The organism is Citrobacter sp. Ca225, from assembly GCF_030337175.1.
Classification (GTDB): domain Bacteria; phylum Pseudomonadota; class Gammaproteobacteria; order Enterobacterales; family Enterobacteriaceae; genus Citrobacter_A; species Citrobacter_A amalonaticus.
Genome location: NZ_JAOWCD010000078.1, coordinates 316194 through 336034, shown reverse-complemented (window position 1 = coordinate 336034; position 19841 = coordinate 316194). Strand labels below are relative to the sequence as shown.

General features: G+C 52.8%; 18 protein-coding genes. 13 read left to right on the top strand and 5 right to left on the bottom strand.

Annotated elements, in window-relative coordinates; genetic code table 11:
* Positions 1-11: 11 nt before the first annotated feature.
* From OGW13_RS14310 to OGW13_RS14285, 6 genes are read left to right on the top strand one after another with little or no spacing between them, the layout of a single operon-like run.
* Entirely contained in the window at positions 12-1079 is a 1068-nt protein-coding gene (locus OGW13_RS14310) for a FecCD family ABC transporter permease (protein ID WP_099433069.1), read from the top strand.
* Complete coding sequence (locus tag OGW13_RS14305) at positions 1076-1891, top strand: ABC transporter ATP-binding protein (RefSeq protein WP_104446515.1); 816 nt, start codon at positions 1076-1078, stop codon at positions 1889-1891. Before OGW13_RS14310 ends, OGW13_RS14305 begins: the two co-directional genes overlap by 4 nt.
* Before the next feature lie 11 nt (positions 1892-1902).
* Complete coding sequence (locus OGW13_RS14300) at positions 1903-2343, top strand: pseudoazurin (RefSeq protein WP_044267213.1); 441 nt, start codon at positions 1903-1905, stop codon at positions 2341-2343.
* 14 nt (positions 2344-2357) lie between these two features.
* Positions 2358-2909 carry a ubiquinol-cytochrome c reductase iron-sulfur subunit gene (gene petA / locus OGW13_RS14295; protein ID WP_044257819.1) on the top strand — a complete coding sequence of 184 codons (552 nt, stop codon included), beginning with the start codon at positions 2358-2360 and terminating at the stop codon, positions 2907-2909.
* 1 nt (position 2910) lies between these two features.
* On the top strand, positions 2911-4050 hold the full coding sequence (locus OGW13_RS14290) for a cytochrome b (RefSeq protein WP_043000472.1): 1140 nt from the start codon (positions 2911-2913) through the stop codon (positions 4048-4050).
* A 5-nt stretch (positions 4051-4055) separates the two neighbouring features.
* Positions 4056-4859: a cytochrome c1 gene (locus tag OGW13_RS14285; protein ID WP_353622483.1), complete on the top strand. Its 804-nt coding sequence runs from the start codon at positions 4056-4058 to the stop codon at positions 4857-4859.
* 69 nt (positions 4860-4928) lie between these two features.
* On the opposite strand, the gene ychH is transcribed toward OGW13_RS14285, so the two are convergent.
* Positions 4929-5207, bottom strand: coding sequence for a stress-induced protein YchH (ychH, locus tag OGW13_RS14280; RefSeq protein ID WP_012132144.1), 279 nt, complete (start codon positions 5205-5207; stop codon positions 4929-4931).
* 274 nt (positions 5208-5481) lie between these two features.
* Here ychH and pth point away from each other — a divergent pair, with 274 nt between their 5' ends.
* Both pth and ychF read left to right on the top strand, forming a co-directional pair.
* Complete coding sequence (gene pth, locus OGW13_RS14275) at positions 5482-6066, top strand: aminoacyl-tRNA hydrolase (protein WP_043000471.1); 585 nt, start codon at positions 5482-5484, stop codon at positions 6064-6066.
* Between the two features lie 116 nt (positions 6067-6182).
* Complete coding sequence (gene ychF / locus OGW13_RS14270; RefSeq protein WP_043000470.1) at positions 6183-7274, top strand: redox-regulated ATPase YchF; 1092 nt, start codon at positions 6183-6185, stop codon at positions 7272-7274.
* A 98-nt stretch (positions 7275-7372) separates the two neighbouring features.
* On the opposite strand, the gene OGW13_RS14265 is transcribed toward ychF, so the two are convergent.
* Positions 7373-9046 (bottom strand): methyl-accepting chemotaxis protein, encoded by a 1674-nt coding sequence (locus tag OGW13_RS14265; protein ID WP_054176266.1) that lies wholly within the window; start codon positions 9044-9046, stop codon positions 7373-7375.
* A gap of 886 nt (positions 9047-9932) precedes the next feature.
* On the opposite strand from OGW13_RS14265, the gene oqxR reads away from it, so the two are divergent.
* Positions 9933-10412, top strand: a complete 480-nt coding sequence (oqxR, locus tag OGW13_RS14260; RefSeq protein ID WP_043000464.1) for an efflux pump transcriptional repressor OqxR — start codon at positions 9933-9935, stop codon at positions 10410-10412.
* 64 nt (positions 10413-10476) lie between these two features.
* Here the strand turns inward: oqxR and oqxB are convergent, their stop codons facing one another.
* Entirely contained in the window at positions 10477-13632 is a 3156-nt protein-coding gene (oqxB, locus tag OGW13_RS14255) for a multidrug efflux RND transporter permease subunit OqxB (protein ID WP_222168214.1), read from the bottom strand.
* A 24-nt stretch (positions 13633-13656) separates the two neighbouring features.
* Positions 13657-14832: a multidrug efflux RND transporter periplasmic adaptor subunit OqxA gene (gene oqxA, locus OGW13_RS14250; RefSeq protein WP_287116233.1), complete on the bottom strand. Its 1176-nt coding sequence runs from the start codon at positions 14830-14832 to the stop codon at positions 13657-13659.
* Between the two features lie 336 nt (positions 14833-15168).
* Here oqxA and OGW13_RS14245 point away from each other — a divergent pair, with 336 nt between their 5' ends.
* The 3 genes from OGW13_RS14245 (at position 15169) to gap (ending at position 17797) form a co-directional block, all read left to right on the top strand.
* Positions 15169-15522, top strand: a complete 354-nt coding sequence (locus OGW13_RS14245; protein WP_043001911.1) for a helix-turn-helix domain-containing protein — start codon at positions 15169-15171, stop codon at positions 15520-15522.
* Between the two features lie 205 nt (positions 15523-15727).
* Complete coding sequence (locus OGW13_RS14240) at positions 15728-16708, top strand: GlxA family transcriptional regulator (RefSeq protein WP_054176268.1); 981 nt, start codon at positions 15728-15730, stop codon at positions 16706-16708.
* Between the two features lie 78 nt (positions 16709-16786).
* The gene (gap, locus tag OGW13_RS14235; RefSeq protein ID WP_043000460.1) at positions 16787-17797 is read left to right on the top strand and encodes a type I glyceraldehyde-3-phosphate dehydrogenase; all 1011 of its coding nucleotides are present in this window, start codon (positions 16787-16789) and stop codon (positions 17795-17797) included.
* 387 nt (positions 17798-18184) lie between these two features.
* On the opposite strand, the gene OGW13_RS14230 is transcribed toward gap, so the two are convergent.
* Positions 18185-18496, bottom strand: coding sequence for a hypothetical protein (locus tag OGW13_RS14230; protein ID WP_043000459.1), 312 nt, complete (start codon positions 18494-18496; stop codon positions 18185-18187).
* 600 nt (positions 18497-19096) lie between these two features.
* Here OGW13_RS14230 and OGW13_RS14225 point away from each other — a divergent pair.
* Positions 19097-19813, top strand: coding sequence for a YebC/PmpR family DNA-binding transcriptional regulator (locus OGW13_RS14225; RefSeq protein WP_043000457.1), 717 nt, complete (start codon positions 19097-19099; stop codon positions 19811-19813).
* Positions 19814-19841 lie beyond the last annotated feature (28 nt).

Sequence of the window (19841 nt, the reverse complement as noted above, 5' to 3'; positions counted from 1 at the left end):
CGCAGGTTACTATGAGCGATTTACGCAGGACGCGTCACGCCGTTAGTCGGCTGGCGGTCAATGTTTGTGGCCATGCCCTCTGGGTTAGCGTGCTGATGTGTGGCGTCCTGCTGGCAGGGATCGCCATTGGCGAGACGTTTATTCCCTGGCAGCACGTATTCAACACGCTGGCAAACCATCTGTTTGATACCGATTATCCGGTTGATGCGCTGGATGCCGGGATTGTCTGGAACTATCGCCTGACCCGTGCGCTGGTCTCCGCCAGTTGTGGCGCCTGCCTGGCCGTGTCCGGCGTGGTTTTACAGTCGTTACTGCGCAATGCGCTTGCCGAGCCGTATCTGCTGGGCATTTCCGCAGGCGCATCAACCGGTGCGGTGCTGGTTGCGCTGACCGGACTGGGCGCCGGGATGATCAGCATGTCGTTCGGCGCATTTGTCGGTGCCCTGACTGCCTTTTTGTTTGTGGCCCTTCTGGCGGTAGCGGCAGGCGGCAGACAAGGCGGTGGGGTGACGACGCAAATCATTCTCGCCGGGATTGCCAGTTCCCAGTTATTCAATGCGCTGACCTCGCTGATCATCACCCGTTCAGCTAACGCGGAACAGGCACGCGGCATTATGTTCTGGTTACTCGGGAATCTGAGCGGCGTCCGCTGGCCGGATGTGGTGCTGGCGATCCCCACAGCGTTAGTTGGCGTTGCGATATGCTTCTGTTATGCCCGCCATCTGGATGCCTTCTCTTTTGGCGCGGAGTCCGCCGCCTCACTGGGGATTCCGGTAAAACGCACACGTGGCGTGCTGATTGCCGCCGTAACGGGTATGACGGCCATTATGGTCTCCATCGTCGGCGCAATTGGCTTTGTGGGACTGGTGATCCCTCACGCCGCCCGTCTGCTGGTAGGCCATCAGCACCATCGTTTGCTGCCTGTCAGCGCGCTGATCGGCGCCATTTTCCTGATCGTCGCCGATGTTATCTCCCGCACGCTTCTCCCCGGACAAGTTCTGCCTATCGGCGTTATTACGGCCCTGGTTGGTGCGCCCGCGTTTTCCATCATCCTGATCAGAGGAAACCCGACCAAATGACCGTCAATCCTGTACCGACTCTGGTTGCCACCCGCGATGCGATAATTCAGGCGAAAAGTCTGCACTGGCAGGTGAAAGGCAAAGTGATCGTCAATGACGTCTCACTCAGCGTGGCGCCGGGTGAGTTTGTCGGCATTATCGGCCCCAATGGTTCCGGGAAAACGTCGCTGATTTCATTGCTGGCCGGTCTGCTGAAGCCCACCGCCGGTCACATCCTGTTGCAGCAAAAAGCGCTGCATCGCTATTCACGTCGTCAACTGGCGCAGCAGGTCGCGCTGGTTGAGCAGCAGGCAGAAACCAGTGAGCGCCTGACCGCGATACAGGCCGTCTCGCTGGGGCGAACCCCGTGGCTGAGCCTACTGAATCCGTGGTCGGACAACGATGACGATATCGTCCAGACCATGCTGGAGAAAGTCGATCTTCAGCATCTTCGCCATCGCTGCTGGCACACCTTTTCCGGCGGCGAAAAACAACGCCTGCATATTGCCCGCGCACTCGCTCAGCAGCCACAACTGCTACTGATGGACGAGCCCACTAATCACCTCGACATTCAACATCAGATTGGCCTTCTCAGTCTGGTGAAACGCGAAAAATTGACGGTTGTCGCCGCTCTCCACGATCTCAATCATGCTGCCATGTTCTGCGATCGCATCATCGTGATGAACGCCGGTCGTCTGGAAATGCAGGGCCGTCCCTGCACCATTTTCACCCGCGAGAATCTCCGCGCCTGGTTTGGCATTGACGCCATCGTCGAGCGCGATCGCCATGGTGCGAACTGTTTTATTCGTTATCAAAGACCTGAAGAAACCTAAGGAAGCCCCCCATGAACTCTCTGAAAAAGAGCCTGAACGTATTGTGTTTGCTGCTCCTCACCGCCTCTGCCTTCGCGCAAACCCACGAAGTACTGATGAAGAATCGCGGTTCAGCAGGCCCCATGGTCTATGAGCCAGACTACCTGGAGATTCAGCCTGGCGATACGGTGAAATTTATCCGCAAACATAAGAGTCACAACGCAGCCTCGATTGCTGAACTCTCGCCTGCGGGCTACCCGGGATTTATCGGCAAAATCGATGAGGAGATCGCAGTGAAGTATGACAACGCGGGCTTCTACGGCATTAAATGCACCCCGCATTATGCGCAAGGGATGGTCATGCTGATTAAAGTCGGCAACGCCACCCTGCCGGACAGCTATCGCGCGTTTACGGCCCCCGGGATCGCTAATAAGCGCTTCCAGGATATCTATTCGCGTATTGATAAACAGTAAGGGAGAGCGCTGTGGTGGTGGAGAACAAACAGCCGGATAAAGACATTCAGCAGCAACGACGCAACTGCCTGTGCAAATTGACAAAATTTGTTGGCGCAGCGGGAGTGACCGCCGCCGTCTGGCCGTTAATTTCCGCATTAGGGCCGGACGAAACAACGCGCGGAGAAAATGAGCCGATAGACGTCTCGCTGGCGGGGATCGCCGCAGGACAAACCCTCAGACGCATCTGGCAAGGGAAGCTGATCCTCATCCATCATCGCACGCCGGAAGAGATCGTCGCGGCCCGCACGGGTGACCACAGCACGCTTGTCGATCCGCAATCGGACAGCGAACGGGTCGCGTCTGACTATCCGCAGTGGCTGGTTGTTCAGGGGTATTGTCCGCATGCCGGCTGTGTTCCCAATACCAGACCCGGTGGACAGGGCTGGATTTGCCCGTGTCACGGTTCGGAGTTTGATACGTCCGGACGGGTCACCCGCGGCCCCGCAACCACTAATCTGGCCGTTCCTGAGTTTGCCTTTCATCCTGATGGTCTGACCGTGCGTATAGGCGCTAAGGACGTGTGAGATAATCCGCTGGCGCATTCCTTTCCCGCGCTCCATCGCCGGTGTATGGCTGTTTGCCGTTGGTGCGATCCTGCTGGTGATGCTGGGAATACAGATCCTGACCGGTATCGTGCTGGCGATGTTTTACGTCCCGACGACATCGCTGGCGTTTGATTCCATCATCCACATCATGCGCGCGGTCAGTCACGGAGAGTTGCTGCGCAATATGCACGCCATCGGCGCATCGCTGTTTTTCTTTGCCTGCTATTTGCATATTTTCCGTGGCATGTATTACAGCGTCTACCGCAGACCGTATGTGACGATGTGGATGGTTAGCGTCACGTTGTACGTGCTGCTGATGATCACCGCGTTTCTTGGCTACAGCCTGATTTGGGGGCAAAAGAGCTACTGGGCAGCGACGGTGATCACCAGTTTCGCCCGCGCTATTCCGGTAGTGGGCGACGGGTTGTATACCTTGCTGGTAGGCGGCTATGCGCCTGGCACCCCTACGCTTGGGCGCTTTTACGTCCTGCACTTTATTCTTCCCGTTGTGGTCGTGGTGATGACGATTTTCCACGTCCGTACGGTACAGTCGGCCTTTGCTCACGCGATGAAACGGGCCTTCAGCGAGAAAGCGTCTCGTCGTCTGCTCTTCGATTACCGAATCACGGATGCAGATGCTATTAAAATCACGTTATTCCTGATGCTGTTCACCTGGTTTTTGTTCTTCGCGCCGCACTATCTGAGCAGCGCGGATAACTTCATCCCGGCGGATCCCACGGTGACTCCGGCGATTGTTGCCCCGGAGTGGTACTTTCTCCCCTTCTTTTCCATTCTGCGCTGCTTCCCGAACGAACTCGTCGGGCTGGTGGCGATGTGCGGCGCGGTGCTGATCTTCTATTTTCTGCCGTGGCTGGATACCTCCCGCGCACGTTTTCGTCACTACAGCAAATGGGTGAAATGGGGTTTCTGGCTGTGGGTGCTGAACGTCTGTTTTCTTGGGTGGCTGGGATCAAAAGCCCTGGTTGGCCCCGATCTGACGGAGGGCATTCGTAATGAAGAGGGATGGATCCGCGCGGTCTCGCAACTGTCGACAATCGGCTATTTCGCCTGGTTTTTACTGGTGCTGCCCTGTCGTCGTTTTCTGGAAAAGCAGGACTGAAGATGATGAGACAATTACTCAGATGCAGCATGCTGTGGGTGGTACTCTGCGCGATGAGCCCCACATTCGCGCAAGAGCCTGTTCCCACGCGCCAGGAGTGGAGCTTCAGCGGTCTCTCCGGAGAATATGATAAGGCGCAATTGCGACGCGGTTTGCAGGTCTATGAAGAGAAGTGTCGGGCCTGTCACGGCATGAAATACCTGACGTTTCGCACGCTGACCAAACCCGGCGGCCCGGAACTAACGACAGAAGACGCGAAAAATCTCGCCAGCGGCTATGTCTTTCCGATTATTCAGGATGACGGTCAACCCGGTGAGCGGGACGGCACCCTGAACGACAGCTTTATTTCGCCTTATCTCAACGATCAGGAAGCGAGACACCTGAATAACGGCGCCCTGCCCGTGGATTTAAGTTATATCGTTCGCGCCCGAACCTACGATCGCGGCTTTCCGCAATTTCTGCTGGACGCGTTTATTCCCTACACTGAGCAAGGCGCGGATTGCCTCTTCGCGCTCTTAACCGGTTATCTGCCTGATGACCCGGAACTGAAGGCGAATCGTTATTATCCTGGTGGGGTGATTAACATGCCAAAACCGCTGGCGGACGGCGAAATCGAATGGCAGTCAGAATCGCATGTCGCGCAAACTGAAGAACAGTACGCACGGGATGTCACCGCCTTTCTGACCTGGGCGGCCGATCCCGACCTGACGGCGAGAAAACATCAGGGAATGTACGTCATGGGGTATCTCGCCATCATGCTGGCGTTATTATGGATGATGCTGCGGATGAAAAGACGCGCACAACAATAACGCGAGAAAGAAATCGCAAACCGTGACCAGTCAGCCTGATGCTGGCTGGTCATTATCTTGCAGGGAACGTTAACTGTGACGACGATTATCGTTACGGCGGCAACGTTTGTCGTAATGGCGCACCCACCAGTAGCGGTCGCTGACTTGTTCATGCCCCCCTACGCGGGCACCCGCCAGCCACAAAATGGCGCCGACGAAGATACTGAGCACTGCACCATGTGCGAAAAATTGCGGCAGGTTAAATTGCGGCAACTGGTTTAAAATGGAGTAACCCACACCAACCACCATAACCACTAACCCCAAACCCATGAGCACATTACCGAGTAACGAAGCGTTTTTGCGTTTCATGTGTCACCTCCGGAACTTTTGGGTTGCTTCAGGGAATACCCCTAATCCATATGTGTAAAGTATAGACAACACACCACTTTGGTAGTGCGCCTGCGATCACAATTACACCCCATTATTCAACAAATCTTTACAAATAAGCCTCTGAACACCTTGACTTTCCAATAATCAATAAAGGCAATTATTCAGTTTCCGGGTAAAGTGACACGGTGCTTTGTCAAGCGGGGCGACAGACAGTAAACTACGCGCCAGTTATTGAAACACTCAGGATAAAAACGTGACGATTAAACTGATTGTCGGCCTGGCGAACCCCGGCGCTGAATATGCAGCCACCCGACATAATGCGGGCGCATGGTACGTCGATTTACTGGCAGAGCGGTTGCGTGCTCCTCTGCGCGAAGAGCCGAAATTCTTTGGCTACACCTCCAGAGTCAGTCTGGAAGGTGAAGATGTCCGTTTATTAGTTCCCACCACGTTTATGAATCTGAGCGGCAAAGCGGTCGGCGCAATGGCGAGTTTTTATCGCATCAATCCCGACGAAATTTTAGTGGCCCACGATGAACTGGATCTTCCCCCTGGCGTGGCAAAATTTAAACTCGGCGGAGGTCATGGCGGACACAACGGGCTGAAAGACATTATCAGCAAGCTCGGCAATAACCCTAACTTTCATCGCTTACGTGTCGGAATCGGTCATCCGGGCGATAAAAATAAAGTTGTCGGCTTTGTATTAGGCAAACCGCCTGTTTCAGAACAGAAGTTAATTGATGACGCGATTGACGAAGCGGCGCGTTGCACTGAGGTATGGTTCAAAGACGGTTTGACCAAAGCAACGAATCGATTGCACGCCTTTAAAGCGCAATAAGCAGTGATGTGCGGCATTTTTGCCGTACGCTGTGTATAATAGGCAAAGTTATTTCCATTTCTACAATCTGTTTTCTACAACAGGTTGATTATTAAGATATTAAGGTGATTTAAATCATGGGATTCAAATGCGGTATCGTCGGTTTGCCCAACGTCGGGAAATCTACCCTGTTCAACGCGCTGACCAAAGCCGGTATTGAAGCGGCAAACTTCCCATTCTGTACGATTGAGCCGAATACCGGCGTCGTGCCGATGCCCGACCCGCGTCTGGAGCAGCTGGCTGAGATCGTTAAACCGCAGCGTATCCTGCCGACCACAATGGAATTTGTTGATATTGCCGGTCTGGTAAAAGGCGCGTCCAAAGGTGAAGGTCTGGGTAACCAGTTCCTGACCAACATTCGTGAAACCGAAGCGATTGGCCACGTGGTGCGCTGCTTTGAAAACGACAACATTATTCACGTTTCGGGCAAAGTGAACCCGGCGGAAGATATTGACGTGATCAACACCGAGCTGGCGCTGGCGGATCTCGATACCTGCGAACGCGCTATTCACCGCGTACAGAAGAAAGCCAAAGGCGGCGATAAAGACGCAAAAGCCGAGCTGGCCGCGCTGGAAAAATGCCTGCCGCAACTCTCTGAAGCTGGCATGCTGCGTTCTCTGGATCTGACTGACGAAGATAAGGCGGCGATCCGCTACCTGAGCTTCCTGACGCTGAAACCGACCATGTATATCGCCAACGTGAACGAAGACGGTTTCGAAAACAACCCGTATCTCGATCAGGTACGTGAAATTGCCGCGAAGGAAGGTTCCGTCGTGGTTCCGGTGTGCGCCGCCGTTGAAGCGGACATCGCTGAACTCGACGATGACGAGCGCGACGAGTTCATGCAGGAACTGGGGCTGGAAGAACCGGGCCTGAACCGCGTGATCCGTGCTGGTTACAAGCTGCTGAACCTGCAGACCTACTTCACCGCTGGTGTGAAGGAAGTGCGTGCATGGACCATTCCTGTCGGCGCCACCGCACCGCAGGCGGCAGGTAAAATCCATACCGATTTTGAGAAAGGCTTTATCCGCGCACAGACGATCGCGTTTGACGACTTCATCACCTACAAAGGTGAACAAGGCGCGAAAGAAGCCGGTAAAATGCGTGCTGAAGGGAAAGATTACATCGTTAAAGATGGCGATGTGATGAACTTCCTGTTCAACGTCTAATTGGTTTCTGTTGTCTCATGAGATTTCGCTGAATCTCATGAGAATCACAAAAAACTATAAAATCCACGCAATTGCGTGGATTTTTCGTATTAGGGTGCTCAGAACGTTTCCCAGTTGTCTGTTTCTGAAGCTATCTTTTTGGACACTACATATTTTTCGCCATTATTCCTCTCCCTCTGGCGACTAACACGTTTTTCTGAGGTCATGTTTACTGGTTGTATTCCTTCCTCATTCAAACTGAACACGCTCACCATATCCTGGAGTACACGAGACTGCTCCTGCATTGAAGAGGCAGCTGCAGCTGACTCTTCAACGAGCGCGGCATTTTGCTGTGTGGTGGTATCAATCTGTCCCATCGCACTGTTGATTTGGGCAATCCCATCACTCTGCTCCCGACTCGCTTGTGCGATTTCCTCAATCAGTTGAGTCATGTTCTGAACGTTGGAAACAATTCCCATCATGCCAGCATCTGCTTTTTCAACCAGATTGCGGCCAGAGGCAATACGGGAGACAGAATCATCGATCAATTCCTTAATTTCACGGGCAGCTGACGCACTGCGTTGTGCCAGTGTTCGGACTTCTCCAGCCACCACAGCAAAACCACGTCCGGATTCACCCGCTCGCGCAGCTTCTACTGCTGCATTCAGCGCCAGAATATTGGTCTGGAAGGCTATACCATCAATAACCTGGATGATGTCCGCCATTTTTGATGAGGAATCGTAAATTTCCTGCATCCGGGAAGACACTTCACTCATAACGGCGCCATTCTGTTTCACGACAGAGGCTGTCTCACTCACGTAACGATGCGCCTGCGCCGTGTTTGCTGCAGTATTGTTAATAGTTGCCGTCAGCTCTTCCAGCGTCGAGGCAGTCTCTTCTACCCCTGCCGCTTGCTCTTCCGTGCGAGAGGCCAGATCGGTGTTACCACTATTAATTTCAGCCGCGGCTAACGCGATGCTGTCGGCCCCTTCACGAACCTTGCGTACCGTATTACGCAGACTCTCTGTCATTTCCCTCAGGGAGAGCATCAGTTGTCCAGGCTGGTCTCGGGATTCCACTTTGACGTCGATACCCAGATTACCGGACGCCACTTCCCGAGCCACATTAACGGCTGACAGCAATGGGCGAGTTATCCCACGTGTGATAAACCACGCTAACAGACTGCCGACGACAATAGCGATGACGCCAAGAACAATCAGAGCCTGAATTGCCGCCGAGCCATTCTCCTGAATGGACCCACTGGCTTCATCAATTTGTGCTTTATCGTAATTTTCCAGTGCTTTTACGCTGCCGGAATAGACCTCCATGGCGGGAATGAGTTTCTGGCGAATAAATGCATTGGTGGCATCACCATTCCCTTGTTCACTGATGCGAATCGCCTCATTGCGGATATCGATGTACAGCTTTCTTTTATCCCCCACGGTCGCCAGGAGTGACTTACCCGTATCAGAGACAATTAATTCTGCCAGTTCCTTCTGAATGGCACTCACCCGCTCTGACATTACCTTCATCTTTGACTGGGCAAATTTTTTAATTCCATCATCAGAGGAAGTCAGTACAGATAGCCCCATCGCACCATTATAGTCAATTGCCGCCCCCCACGCCCCCGTGAGTCGCTCCAGCACCAGCAACCTGTCCGTAATAGCATGGGTTTCTTTCAATATGCCATTTAATTTAACGATCCCCGTTACAGCCATAATAACGACAAGGGTGAGAACAATACTGAAGCCAACTCCCATTCGGGTACCAACACCAAAATCATTTATTTTCATTTGCTATCTCATACAAAAAAAGTCACCTTTTCCCTGCCACCCGTTGAAAAAACCAGAACAATGCCGGGAGCGTTCGACTTAAGGGCGGAGTCAAGCTAACATATTGAAATTGATCATGTTTTAAACATGTGCCAGCGTATCTATCGGCAGAAAGGGAGAGGACTTTAACGTAACCATTCTCTTAGAAAAACATTGACATTGTGAAACGAGACAGGAAATCGCGTGTAAAATAAACCGTATCATGTTGTTTTTTAATTGAAAAAGACAACTCAATTTTTATCGCATAATTTCATACCGGAAACAAAAGAATAAAAAAACAACAACCGATTCCATATTAATCTAAAGATACCCCCTCAACCCACTTCCATTAATTGCATGAAAAATAGTTAACATTGATACTAACGTGGGCCGATAAAAAGAAATCACCACTATTATTAAACGACAGGCTTTAATCCATTGAAAGTTTCAGAAAGGATAGACTGATATTTTTACTCCACAGACCTGAATTGATGATATTTTGTCCTCCTACGTATAGCGTACATTTGGTGTTATAAGTGAACACGGATTCGGCGATATTGTCAGGCAATGAAACTCACCACTAAATATGAGTATGGCTATAACGAATACAAACCACGTTCAGCACAGAATTATTTGACGTCACCTGGGTTTATAACAATGTGTAAAACAGGGTTTCAATCCTTTGGTTTGATAACATCGTTTCAGTGTCTGATTCTCTGGACTGAGATCCCAGGCTGTTCGTCTGGCATGTCAGGTCAAATGTTGACTGCTTCAAAAAAATTACCGTTTTTGTTATATTGATGTTTACTGATTATCCACCTCCGCGGTGCCAAAAAGAACAAGATTCACCGCAACCCAGGACAATAAAATGTTAGATTACCGCTTCCCGACAGCTTTGCAGATGGTTCTCAGCGTAGCGATGGCGGAGCAATCGGGTGAACGTTCGACAAGTGCAATTCTGGCCTATGGTCTGGAAGCAAATCCGAGCTTTATTCGCAAATTAATGGTTCCGCTCACGCGGGACGGTATCATCGTCTCAACGCTTGGCCGCAACGGTTCTATTCATCTTGGTCGCCCGGCGGAAGAGATCACCCTGCGTGATATCTACCTTTCTGTTATTGAAGATAAAAAGCTATGGGCATCGCGTCCTGACGTACCGGCTCGCTGCGTGGTCAGCGCCAACGCTTGCTGGTACTTCAAATCTATCGCCGATGAAGCGGAGCAAGCTTCGTTAGAGGTATTAGCTCGCCATACCGTGGCAAGCGCGCTGGAGGAGGTCAAAAAAGCCGATACCAGCGGGTGCGATCCGGTCCCTGAGATTGATACCCAGTCTAAAAAAGCGCATTAGTTATTTCCTGACTGAAAAAAAACCGCCTAAACGGTGAAGGCGGTTTTTTGTTATGTGCAATTCTTTAAGAAACCGGCAAAACATCCCTTATCGGTTTACCGCGCGTAACGAACTTTCGCAGCGTCACGTAAAACACCGGTGTCAGGAACAGACCAAACAACGTCACCCCCAACATGCCGGAAAATACCGTGATACCGGTGACGCCGCGCACTTCTGCGCCCGCGCCGTGGCCGAGGATCAGCGGAATAGTCCCGGCAATAAAGGCGATGGAGGTCATCACAATCGGACGTAAACGCAGGCGGCACGCCTCCAGCGCGGCTTCCATAATGCCTTTGCCCTGAATTTCCAGCTCGCGGGCAAACTCCACGATAAGAATCGCGTTTTTACAGGCCAGCCCCATCAGCACCACCAGCCCCACCTGCACGAACACGTTGTTATCGCCACCGGTCAGCCAGACGCCAAACAGCGCGGAGAGCATGGTCATCGGGACGATAAGGATCACCGCCAGCGGCAGCGTCCAGCTTTCATACAGCGCCGCCAGGACCAGGAACGCCAGCAGCACCGCGACCGGGAAGACGATCAGCGCCGTGTTGCCCTGGGTGGCCTGCTGGAAGCTCAGATCCGTCCATTCAATGTTCATCCCGTTCGGCAGGATCTGCTTAGACATCGCGTCCAGCTGCGTCATCGCCTGCGCAGACGAGAGCACGCGCGGGTCGGCATCACCAATCAGATCCGCCGCCGGGTAGCCGTTGTAGCGGATTACCGGATCCGGCCCGTAGGTGGTCGTGATTTTCACCATACTGCCAATTGGCACCATTTCGCCCTGGCTATTACGGGTGCGTAAATTGGCTATGTCTTCCACGCTGTCGCGGAACTGCCCGTCAGCCTGCGCCATCACGCGCCAGGTACGGCCAAACTGGTTGAAGTCATTCACGTACGACGAGCCCAGATAGGTTTGCAGCGTACCGAAAAGGTCGGTCAGCAACACGCCCTGCGCTTTCGCCTTATCACGATCGACCTGTACATCCAGCTGCGGAACGTTAGCCTGATAAGTTGAGATCGGAAAATGCATTCCCGGCGTCTGCATAATCGCCCCGGACATGGTATTCACCGCGTTTTGCAGCGCGCCATAACCCAGACCTGCGCGATCCTGAATATACAGCGAATACCCGGAGCCCTGCCCCAACCCTAATATCGGCGGCGGCAGAATGGAGAAGCCAAAACCTTCCTGAATTTGCGCAATTTTCGTGTTGATCTCCGCATTTATTTCCGCCGCAGAATGTTTACGCTGGTCGAACGGCTTCAGGCCAAAAAAGACGGTCCCGGTATTCGGCGTGTTGGTGAACTGCAGCGCGTTCAGCCCCGGGAACGCAACCGCATAGTCCACGCCTTCGGTATTCATCCCGATTTCGCTCATTTTGCGGATCACCGCGTCGGTGCGCGCCAGCGACGAACCTTCCGGCATTTTCACGCCGCCAATCAGATACAGCTTATCCTGCGTCGGGATAAACCCGCCGGGCACCGCTTTAAACATGACGCCTGCGGCACAAAGCAGCAGCAGATACACCGCAAATACCGCGCCGCGTCGTCCCAGCGTTTTACCCACCAGCCCCTGATAGCCGTTCGAGCTGCGGTGGAAAAAGCGGTTAAACGGACGGAAAATCCAGCCGAACAGACGATCGATTAGCCGGGTCGGGAAATCTTTCGGCGCGCCGTGCGGTTTTAACAGCAGTGCCGCCAGTGCCGGAGAGAGCGTCAGCGAGTTAATGGCAGAGATGACCGTGGAAATCGCGATCGTCACCGCAAACTGCTTGTAGAACTGCCCGGTGACGCCCGAGAGAAACGCCATCGGCACAAACACCGCACACAGCACCAGCGCAATCGCAATAATCGGCCCGGACACTTCTCGCATCGCCTGGTGCGCTGCCGCAAGCGGCGCAAGCCCCTCTTCAATGTTTCGCTCGACGTTTTCCACCACCACGATGGCGTCGTCCACCACGATACCGATGGCTAATACCAACCCGAACAAACTCAGGGTATTCAGCGAGAAGCCCAGCAGGTAGAGAATGCTGAAAGTACCCACCACCGACACCGGCACCGCGATCAGCGGAATAATCGACGCGCGCCAGGTTTGCAGGAACAGGATCACCACCAGCACCACCAGCACCACCGCTTCCAGTAGCGTTTGCACCACCGCACGGATCGAATCACGTACAAAGACCGTCGGATCGTAAGGTGCCGCCCACTTCATATCTGCCGGGAAGCGCGTGGACAGTTCGTCCATTTTCGCGCGTACCGCGTTAGACAAATCAATGGCGTTCGCCCCCGGCGACTGGAAGATACCAATCCCGACCGCGTCTTTATTGTTCAACTGGGAACGCAGCGCATAGCTGCCGGACCCCATTTCGATACGCGCCACGTCGCGCAGGCGGACGACCGTACCGTCCTGCGTCGTTTTCAGGACAATATTGCCAAACTCTTCTTCTGTATGCAGACGGCCCTGGGCGTTAATGGAGATCAGAAAATCGCTCTCTTTCGGCAGCGGCTCGGCACCAAGCTGCCCGGCGGACACCTGTATGTTTTGCTCCTGCATCGCTGTCACCACATCCGACGCGGTCAGCCCGCGCGCCGCCACCTTGTTGGGATCCAGCCAGATGCGCATCGCGTATTCACCCGAGCCGAAAATCTGGATCTGGCCGACGCCCGGCAGACGCGCCAGCTCGTCCTTCACCTTCAGCGTGGCGTAGTTACGCATATACAGGGAGTCGTACTTACCGTTGGGCGAAAACAGATGCACCACCAGCGTCAGCGTCGGGGACTGTTTCTGGGTGGTAATGCCCAAACGCCGCACGTCTTCCGGCAGACGCGCTTCGGCCTGCGCAACGCGGTTTTGCACCTGAACCTGCGCCTGATCCGGGTCGGTTCCCGGACGGAAGGTGACGGTGGTCACCAGCACGCCGTCGGAACCCGCGACGGACTTCATGTACATCATGTTCTCAACGCCGTTAATCGCCTCTTCCAGCGGCGTCGCCACGGTCTCGGCAATCACTTTCGGGTTGGCGCCGGGGTATTCCGCGCGCACCTGCACGCTTGGCGGCACGACGTCAGGATATTCGCTCACCGGCAGCAGCGGGATGGCGATTAACCCGGTGATAAAAATCAGAATCGACAGGACGGCGGCAAAAATCGGCCTGTCGATGAAAAAGCGGGAAAAGTCCATGGGTTGGATTCTCAGGTCAAGGGATCAGTTGAGGGCGCTGCTGGCGGTCATGGCAACGGTTTTGGCGTTAACCGGCATACCCGGCATAAACACTTTTTGTAAGCCCTCGACGATGACTCTGTCGCCAGGGTTCAGTCCCTGCTGCACGATGCGTAAGCCGGCGGCGAGACGCCCCGGCGTAATATCACGACGCTGTGCTTTACCCTCTTTATCCACGATATACACGTACTTACGATCCTGATCGGTCAGCACCGCTTTGTCGTCAATCAGCGTGGCTTTGAATTCCGCGCTACCCGGCAGGCGTACGCGGGCAAAAAGTCCCGGTGTGAACTGACGCTGCGCGTTATCCAGCAGCGCGCGCATACGGATGGTGCCGGTACTCGGCGTCAGCTGGTTATCCAGGAAGTCCACTTTGCCCTTATGGGGATAGCCCTCCTCGCCCGTCAGGCCAATCTCAACCGGCAGCGCCGTGTGATGACTGGACGCCCCCTGCCCGCTGCGGGCCAGATTTTGATAGTGGAGATAGGTTGACTCGTCCACGTCAAAATAGACGTAAACCGTCTTCTGCGAGACCACCGTGGTGAGGACGCTGGCGCTGTCGCCCGCAGTCACCAGGTTCCCGCTGGTGATCAGCGCCCGGCTGGCGCGACCGTCAATAGGCGCGGTGACTTTGGTGAAGTCCAGATTCAGCTGCGCGGCGTCAACCGCCGCCTGGGCAGCGCGAATATCGGCCTGCGCCTGGGTGGCGGCCGAACGGCGCTGCTCCCACTCTTCGCGGGATACCACATTCGTGTTGACCAGTTTATCGGTGCGGTTCGCCTCACTTCGTGCCAGGCTTGCCTGCGTTTTTGCTCTTGCCAGGTTCGCCTGCGCCTGTTCCAGCGCCGCGCGATAGGTTCGGTCATCAATCGTGAACAGCACCTCGCCCTTTTTCACTTCCTGACCGTCGGTGTAATTCACTTTATCAATGTAACCAGAGACGCGGGGGCGTAGCTGGACGCTCTCCACCGCTTCAATCCGACCGTTAAAGCTATCCCACTGGCTAATGGATTTTACGACCACGTCAGCAGCACTGACGGCGGGCGCAGGCGGCGCGGCGTTTTGCGCGACGCTGTTATCACATCCGACAAGCAACATAGAGAGCAACATCGCCCCCAGCGCGCTCGGATAAACGTTACCCCAGGTTTTTTGCAGGCTCATTATTTTTATTCCGGTATTGGTAGCCGCCGGGCAAGACGCTGCGGGAGACGCCGCGCCACCTCCTTTGTCCGGTAGCTGACTTAAGGCCATTTGTGTCGTTCATCGCCACAAAACTGTAACAGTTGCAAATACACTATCGCGGCGATTGTAGGAAGGCGCTTAACTAAGTGCAAGAATAATTGTTGCACTTTATGTGCTATTTGAGCGGATGTGAAAAGACCTGTTTCAGGCAGGGATTTAAATGTAACAATAAAACTTGCAATTATTTTCAAAAGGAGCCACCTTTAAATGCAACAGATAAAGATGCTTTTTGATACGCAGCCCGGGGGAAGCGAGATGAACACTGGCGCATTTATTCACGATTTACTCGACTGGATCAATAACAACCTTGATAACCGCCTGGACATCGACACCGTTTCCAGACGAGCCGGTTATTCGAAATGGCACCTTCAGCGCATCTTCAAAGAACATACGGGTTATCCCATCGCCGGGTATATTCGCGCGCAAAAGCTGCGAAAATCGGTTGAACGCTTAACCCACAGCGACGAACCGATTTTGAACGTGGCGATCGCGTTGGGCTTTGACTCTCAGCAGTCATTCAACCGCAGCTTCAAGCGTCAGTATGGTCAGGCTCCCGGCGCATGGCGCCGCAATGCCGGTTGCCCGTTGAGTAAACGCCAATGTCAGTAATGCCTCTGTCGGGGGTCAGGACCACCGCGAATGCCTCTACGCCAGCCTGATGAATTGATTGACCCTCTCTTCGCCGCTTATTGTCACGATTCACCGCCCGTTTACTGGCGGTCAGAGGCGGGACAGTCTCTGCGGCAGGGATAAGACCGCTTCCATCTGCGTCTGTGCTGTTGACTTATTCTGTAAAAAGATTACTTTTCAGGACATGAAGAAGATACTCATCATTGTCCCCGATGGCGGTATGCTGTTTGAATCCGCTGGTATTGCCGACATTCTGATGCAGGCCAATCGCCTGCATCCGGAAGGTGCTACGGACATCTGTTACCAGGTGCAGTTAGCAACAACTCAACCGCATCAGGTGATCCATGGTCAGTCTGGTTTAAATTTACTGGCAGATCATCGCCTGCATGAAATTGACCCTCGTGAGCCTCTGGATACCATCATTATCACCGGCAGAGGTCAAAATCCGCAGGAAGGGATTGCAGTGGTTGACTGGCTGCGCCTTGCCGCTCCCCATGCCCGCCGCATTGCATCCATTTGCGGCGGCGCGATGCTGCTGGCGCAAACCGGACTGCTGGACGGCAGACGAGCCACCACCCACTGGAAGCTACTGGAAACCATGCAGGCAGAATTCCCTCAGGTGCGCGTCGAAGGCGGTCCGCTTTATATTCAGGACGAACACATCTGGACGTCAGGCGGAGTCAGTTCCGGCTTTGACCTGACGCTTGCCCTGGTTGAAGAGGACTACGGCTTCAGTCTGGCACGCGACATCGCTCAGGACTTCGTCATGTACCTGCGCCGACCCGGAGGCCAGTTGCAGTTTAGCCGCTACAACCTTCAGCAGATCAGTACCCAGGGCCCCATTAGCGATCTACAGGCCTGGCTGCTCGAAAACCTCACCGCCGACCTCAGTGTGGATAAACTGGCGGCAAAAGTCGCCATGAGCCCGCGTAATTTCACCCGCGTGTTTACCCGGGAAACCGGCGCTTCGCCGGCCCGTTACGTCGCCGAAGCCCGTCTGGCTGCTGCACGACAGCGTCTGGAGCAGACCAACGAGACGCTGGATCGTATCGCTGAACAAACGGGATTTGGCAGCAGCATTAACCTACGGCGACTGTTTGAAAAACAGCTCCAGCTCACCCCGGGAGAATATCGTCAGCGCTTTCACTGTCGTAAAATGGCGTAAAGTGATCCTTTTTTGTCATTTACGCCAACTGATGACCGACCTACATTACCTTCAGAGACAACAGATAAGGAGTTAATCATGGTAAAGGTCGGCATTAACGGTTTTGGCCGTATCGGACGCAACGTACTGCGTGCAGCGCTGGGTAACCCGGATATTCAGATTGTGGCAATCAACGATCTGACAGACAGTAAGACACTGGCGCATCTGCTGAAATACGATTCGCTGCTCGGAAAACTCGATGCCGACGTCACCGCCGGTGAAGGGCAGCTTGTCGTTGACGGTAAACCCATTACCGTGTTCAGCGAACGCGACCCCGCCAACATCCCATGGCGTCAAAGCGAAGTTGATATTGTTATTGAAGCAACCGGCTTCTTCACTGACCGTGACAAAGCAGCGGTGCATATCCACAGCGGTGGCGCAAAGCGCGTGATTATCTCCGCCCCCGGTAAAAACGAAGATTTAACCATCGTGATGGGCGTTAACGATGGCCTCTACTCCCCGGATAAACACGTCGTGGTCAGCAACGGTAGTTGCACCACTAACGGTCTGGCACCTGCCGCGCAGGTTCTGCACCAGCATTTCGGTATTAAGCATGGTCTGATGAACACCACCCACGCCTATACCAACAGTCAGGCGCTGCATGACCAGCCGGAAAAAGACCTTCGTGGCGCTCGCGCCGCCGCACTGTCGATTGTGCCTTACTCCAGCGGTGCCGCGAAGGCGCTTGGCAAAGTCATTCCTGAGCTGGATGGTCGTTTGACCGGCTACTCGCTGCGCGTACCGGTTCCGGTGGTTTCCATTGTCGATCTAACCGTAACGCTTGAGCGGGATGTGACGACGGAAGAGGTCAATAATGCGTTTCGTGAAGCCGCCGCAGCGGGACCACTGAAAGGGATCCTCGGTTACAGCGATGAACCACTCGTGTCAAGCGACTACCAGGGCGACCCGCGTTCTTCCATTATCGACGGCCTGTCGACGCTGGTGATTGGCGGAAATATGGTCAAAATTCTGGCGTGGTATGACAATGAATGGGGATTCTCCAACCGCCTCGTCGACCTGGCACTGTTGATGGCAAGGCGTGAACACTAATCCCCTGCTATCGCCCCCTTAAAAATCCACGCCTGGCGTGGATTTTTAATTGCTGCCGCTTACCTGGCGGTGCAATCTGGGTGAACAGCCCATCAGACGTTTAAAGACTTTACCAAACGCACTGTCAGACTCGTAATCCAACGCGTTGGCAATCAGTACGACGATGTTTCGGTATTTTTCAGACGATCGCAGGCCAACAACATGCGCTAACGCATAGGGTAGTCCATCGACATGCTGCCCACATTTTCTTTGAAATGTTGGGCAAAACTCGTCGCCAGGGGAAATCAATATCACGTCGGCTATGTGCCATGAGCGGACGTTGCTGATAGTAATTAGTACGGGTGTTATTCAACTTCCGGGTTACAGACAGGTTGCCCCGACATGGGATTAAAGGGGTGAGACGGACTCAACAACATGCTGGAAAACGTAAGGATCAGAAAGTAGTTCAAATTCTTCGTCATCCGGGTAGGTGACCGCCACGTGATAGTTTTCTCCAGCAAACGCCTTCACCGACTGGAGATCCTGCCAGTAGGTAGCAAGAAAAAAATGTTCCCAACCACCCTGCGTTTCTCTGCGAACAAACGCGCCTATGTTTCCTGGGATGCTCTTTGAATGCTCTACTCCTGTTTTCTCCAGATGCATAGCAAAGCCATCCGCATGTTCAAGTGGAACGCAGCCGTGCCAGGTTCTTACAATCATTAGTTTTATCTCCTGTTATGAGAAATATAACCCTATCACCAAAAGGTATTTCATGGTGTAGTTAATGAAGAGTATTTCTTCTGATAGCGAGTTTTCAGGCGCTTCTGACCTTCGTTTATCGTTCATAGCAGACCTGAGGACCAGCCAGTCTATCCTCTGCGAGCCAACAGCAGACGTGAACGTGTTATATAAGGCGAAGGCGGTACTTGCATGAATGCCATTTGAAATGACAACCTTCATAATCCGATCTCTCCTGTGGCCTGCATAATGCCAGACCCAGCATTTTGATAGCTGTTTAGTTAATGCGTTATCGAAAGCCTTTAAAAAGGTATTTTGCCAGGTTAATCACTTTTGTTTCTCTTGTCGTATGTATTATTGCTGCGGTTCAACAATTAAGAATAGAAAAAGAATCAGAAACATTTCGAATATAGTTTATCCATAATATTAACAATTGATAGTATTAAAACAACACTCCATGAAATGGGATATTTTTATTTCTCATAGACGAGAATTTACATATCATGATATAATGTACGAGGAAAAGCACGCAGGTTATTAACCTGTATGCTTTGTGATTAAATTTTCGAGGGGACTATTCCAGTGGGACGTAAATGGGCCAATATTGTTGCTAAAAAAACGGCTAAAGACGGTGCAACATCTAACGTATATGCAAAGTTCGGTGTAGAAATTTATGCCGCGGCCAAACAAGGTGAACCAGACCCTGAATTAAACACATCTTTAAAGTTCGTTATTGAACGTGCAAAACAAGCACAGGTCCCAAAACACGTTATTGATAAAGCCATTGATAAAGCTAAAGGTGGCGGAGATGAAACGTTCGTGCCAGGGCGTTATGAAGGCTTTGGCCCCAATGGTGCAATGGTTATCGCTGAAACGTTAACGTCGAATGTTAACCGTACGATTGCTAATGTCCGCACAATTTTCAATAAAAAAGGCGGCAATATCGGCGCGGCAGGTTCTGTCAGCTATATGTTTGACAATACTGGCGTGATTGTATTTAAAGGAACAGACCCTGACCATATTTTTGAAATTTTGCTTGAAGCTGAAGTTGATGTTCGCGATGTAACCGAAGAAGAAGGAAACATCGTTATTTATACTGAACCTACAGACCTTCACAAAGGAATTGCAGCGCTAAAAGCAGCAGGTATTACTGAATTCTCAACAACAGAATTAGAAATGATTGCTCAATCTGAAGTTGAACTTTCACCAGAAGATTTAGAAATCTTTGAAGGTCTTGTTAATGCCCTTGAAGATGACGATGATGTTCAAAAAGTCTATCATAACGTTGCAAATCTCTAATTAAGAATGAAAGGAATCTGCCATTATG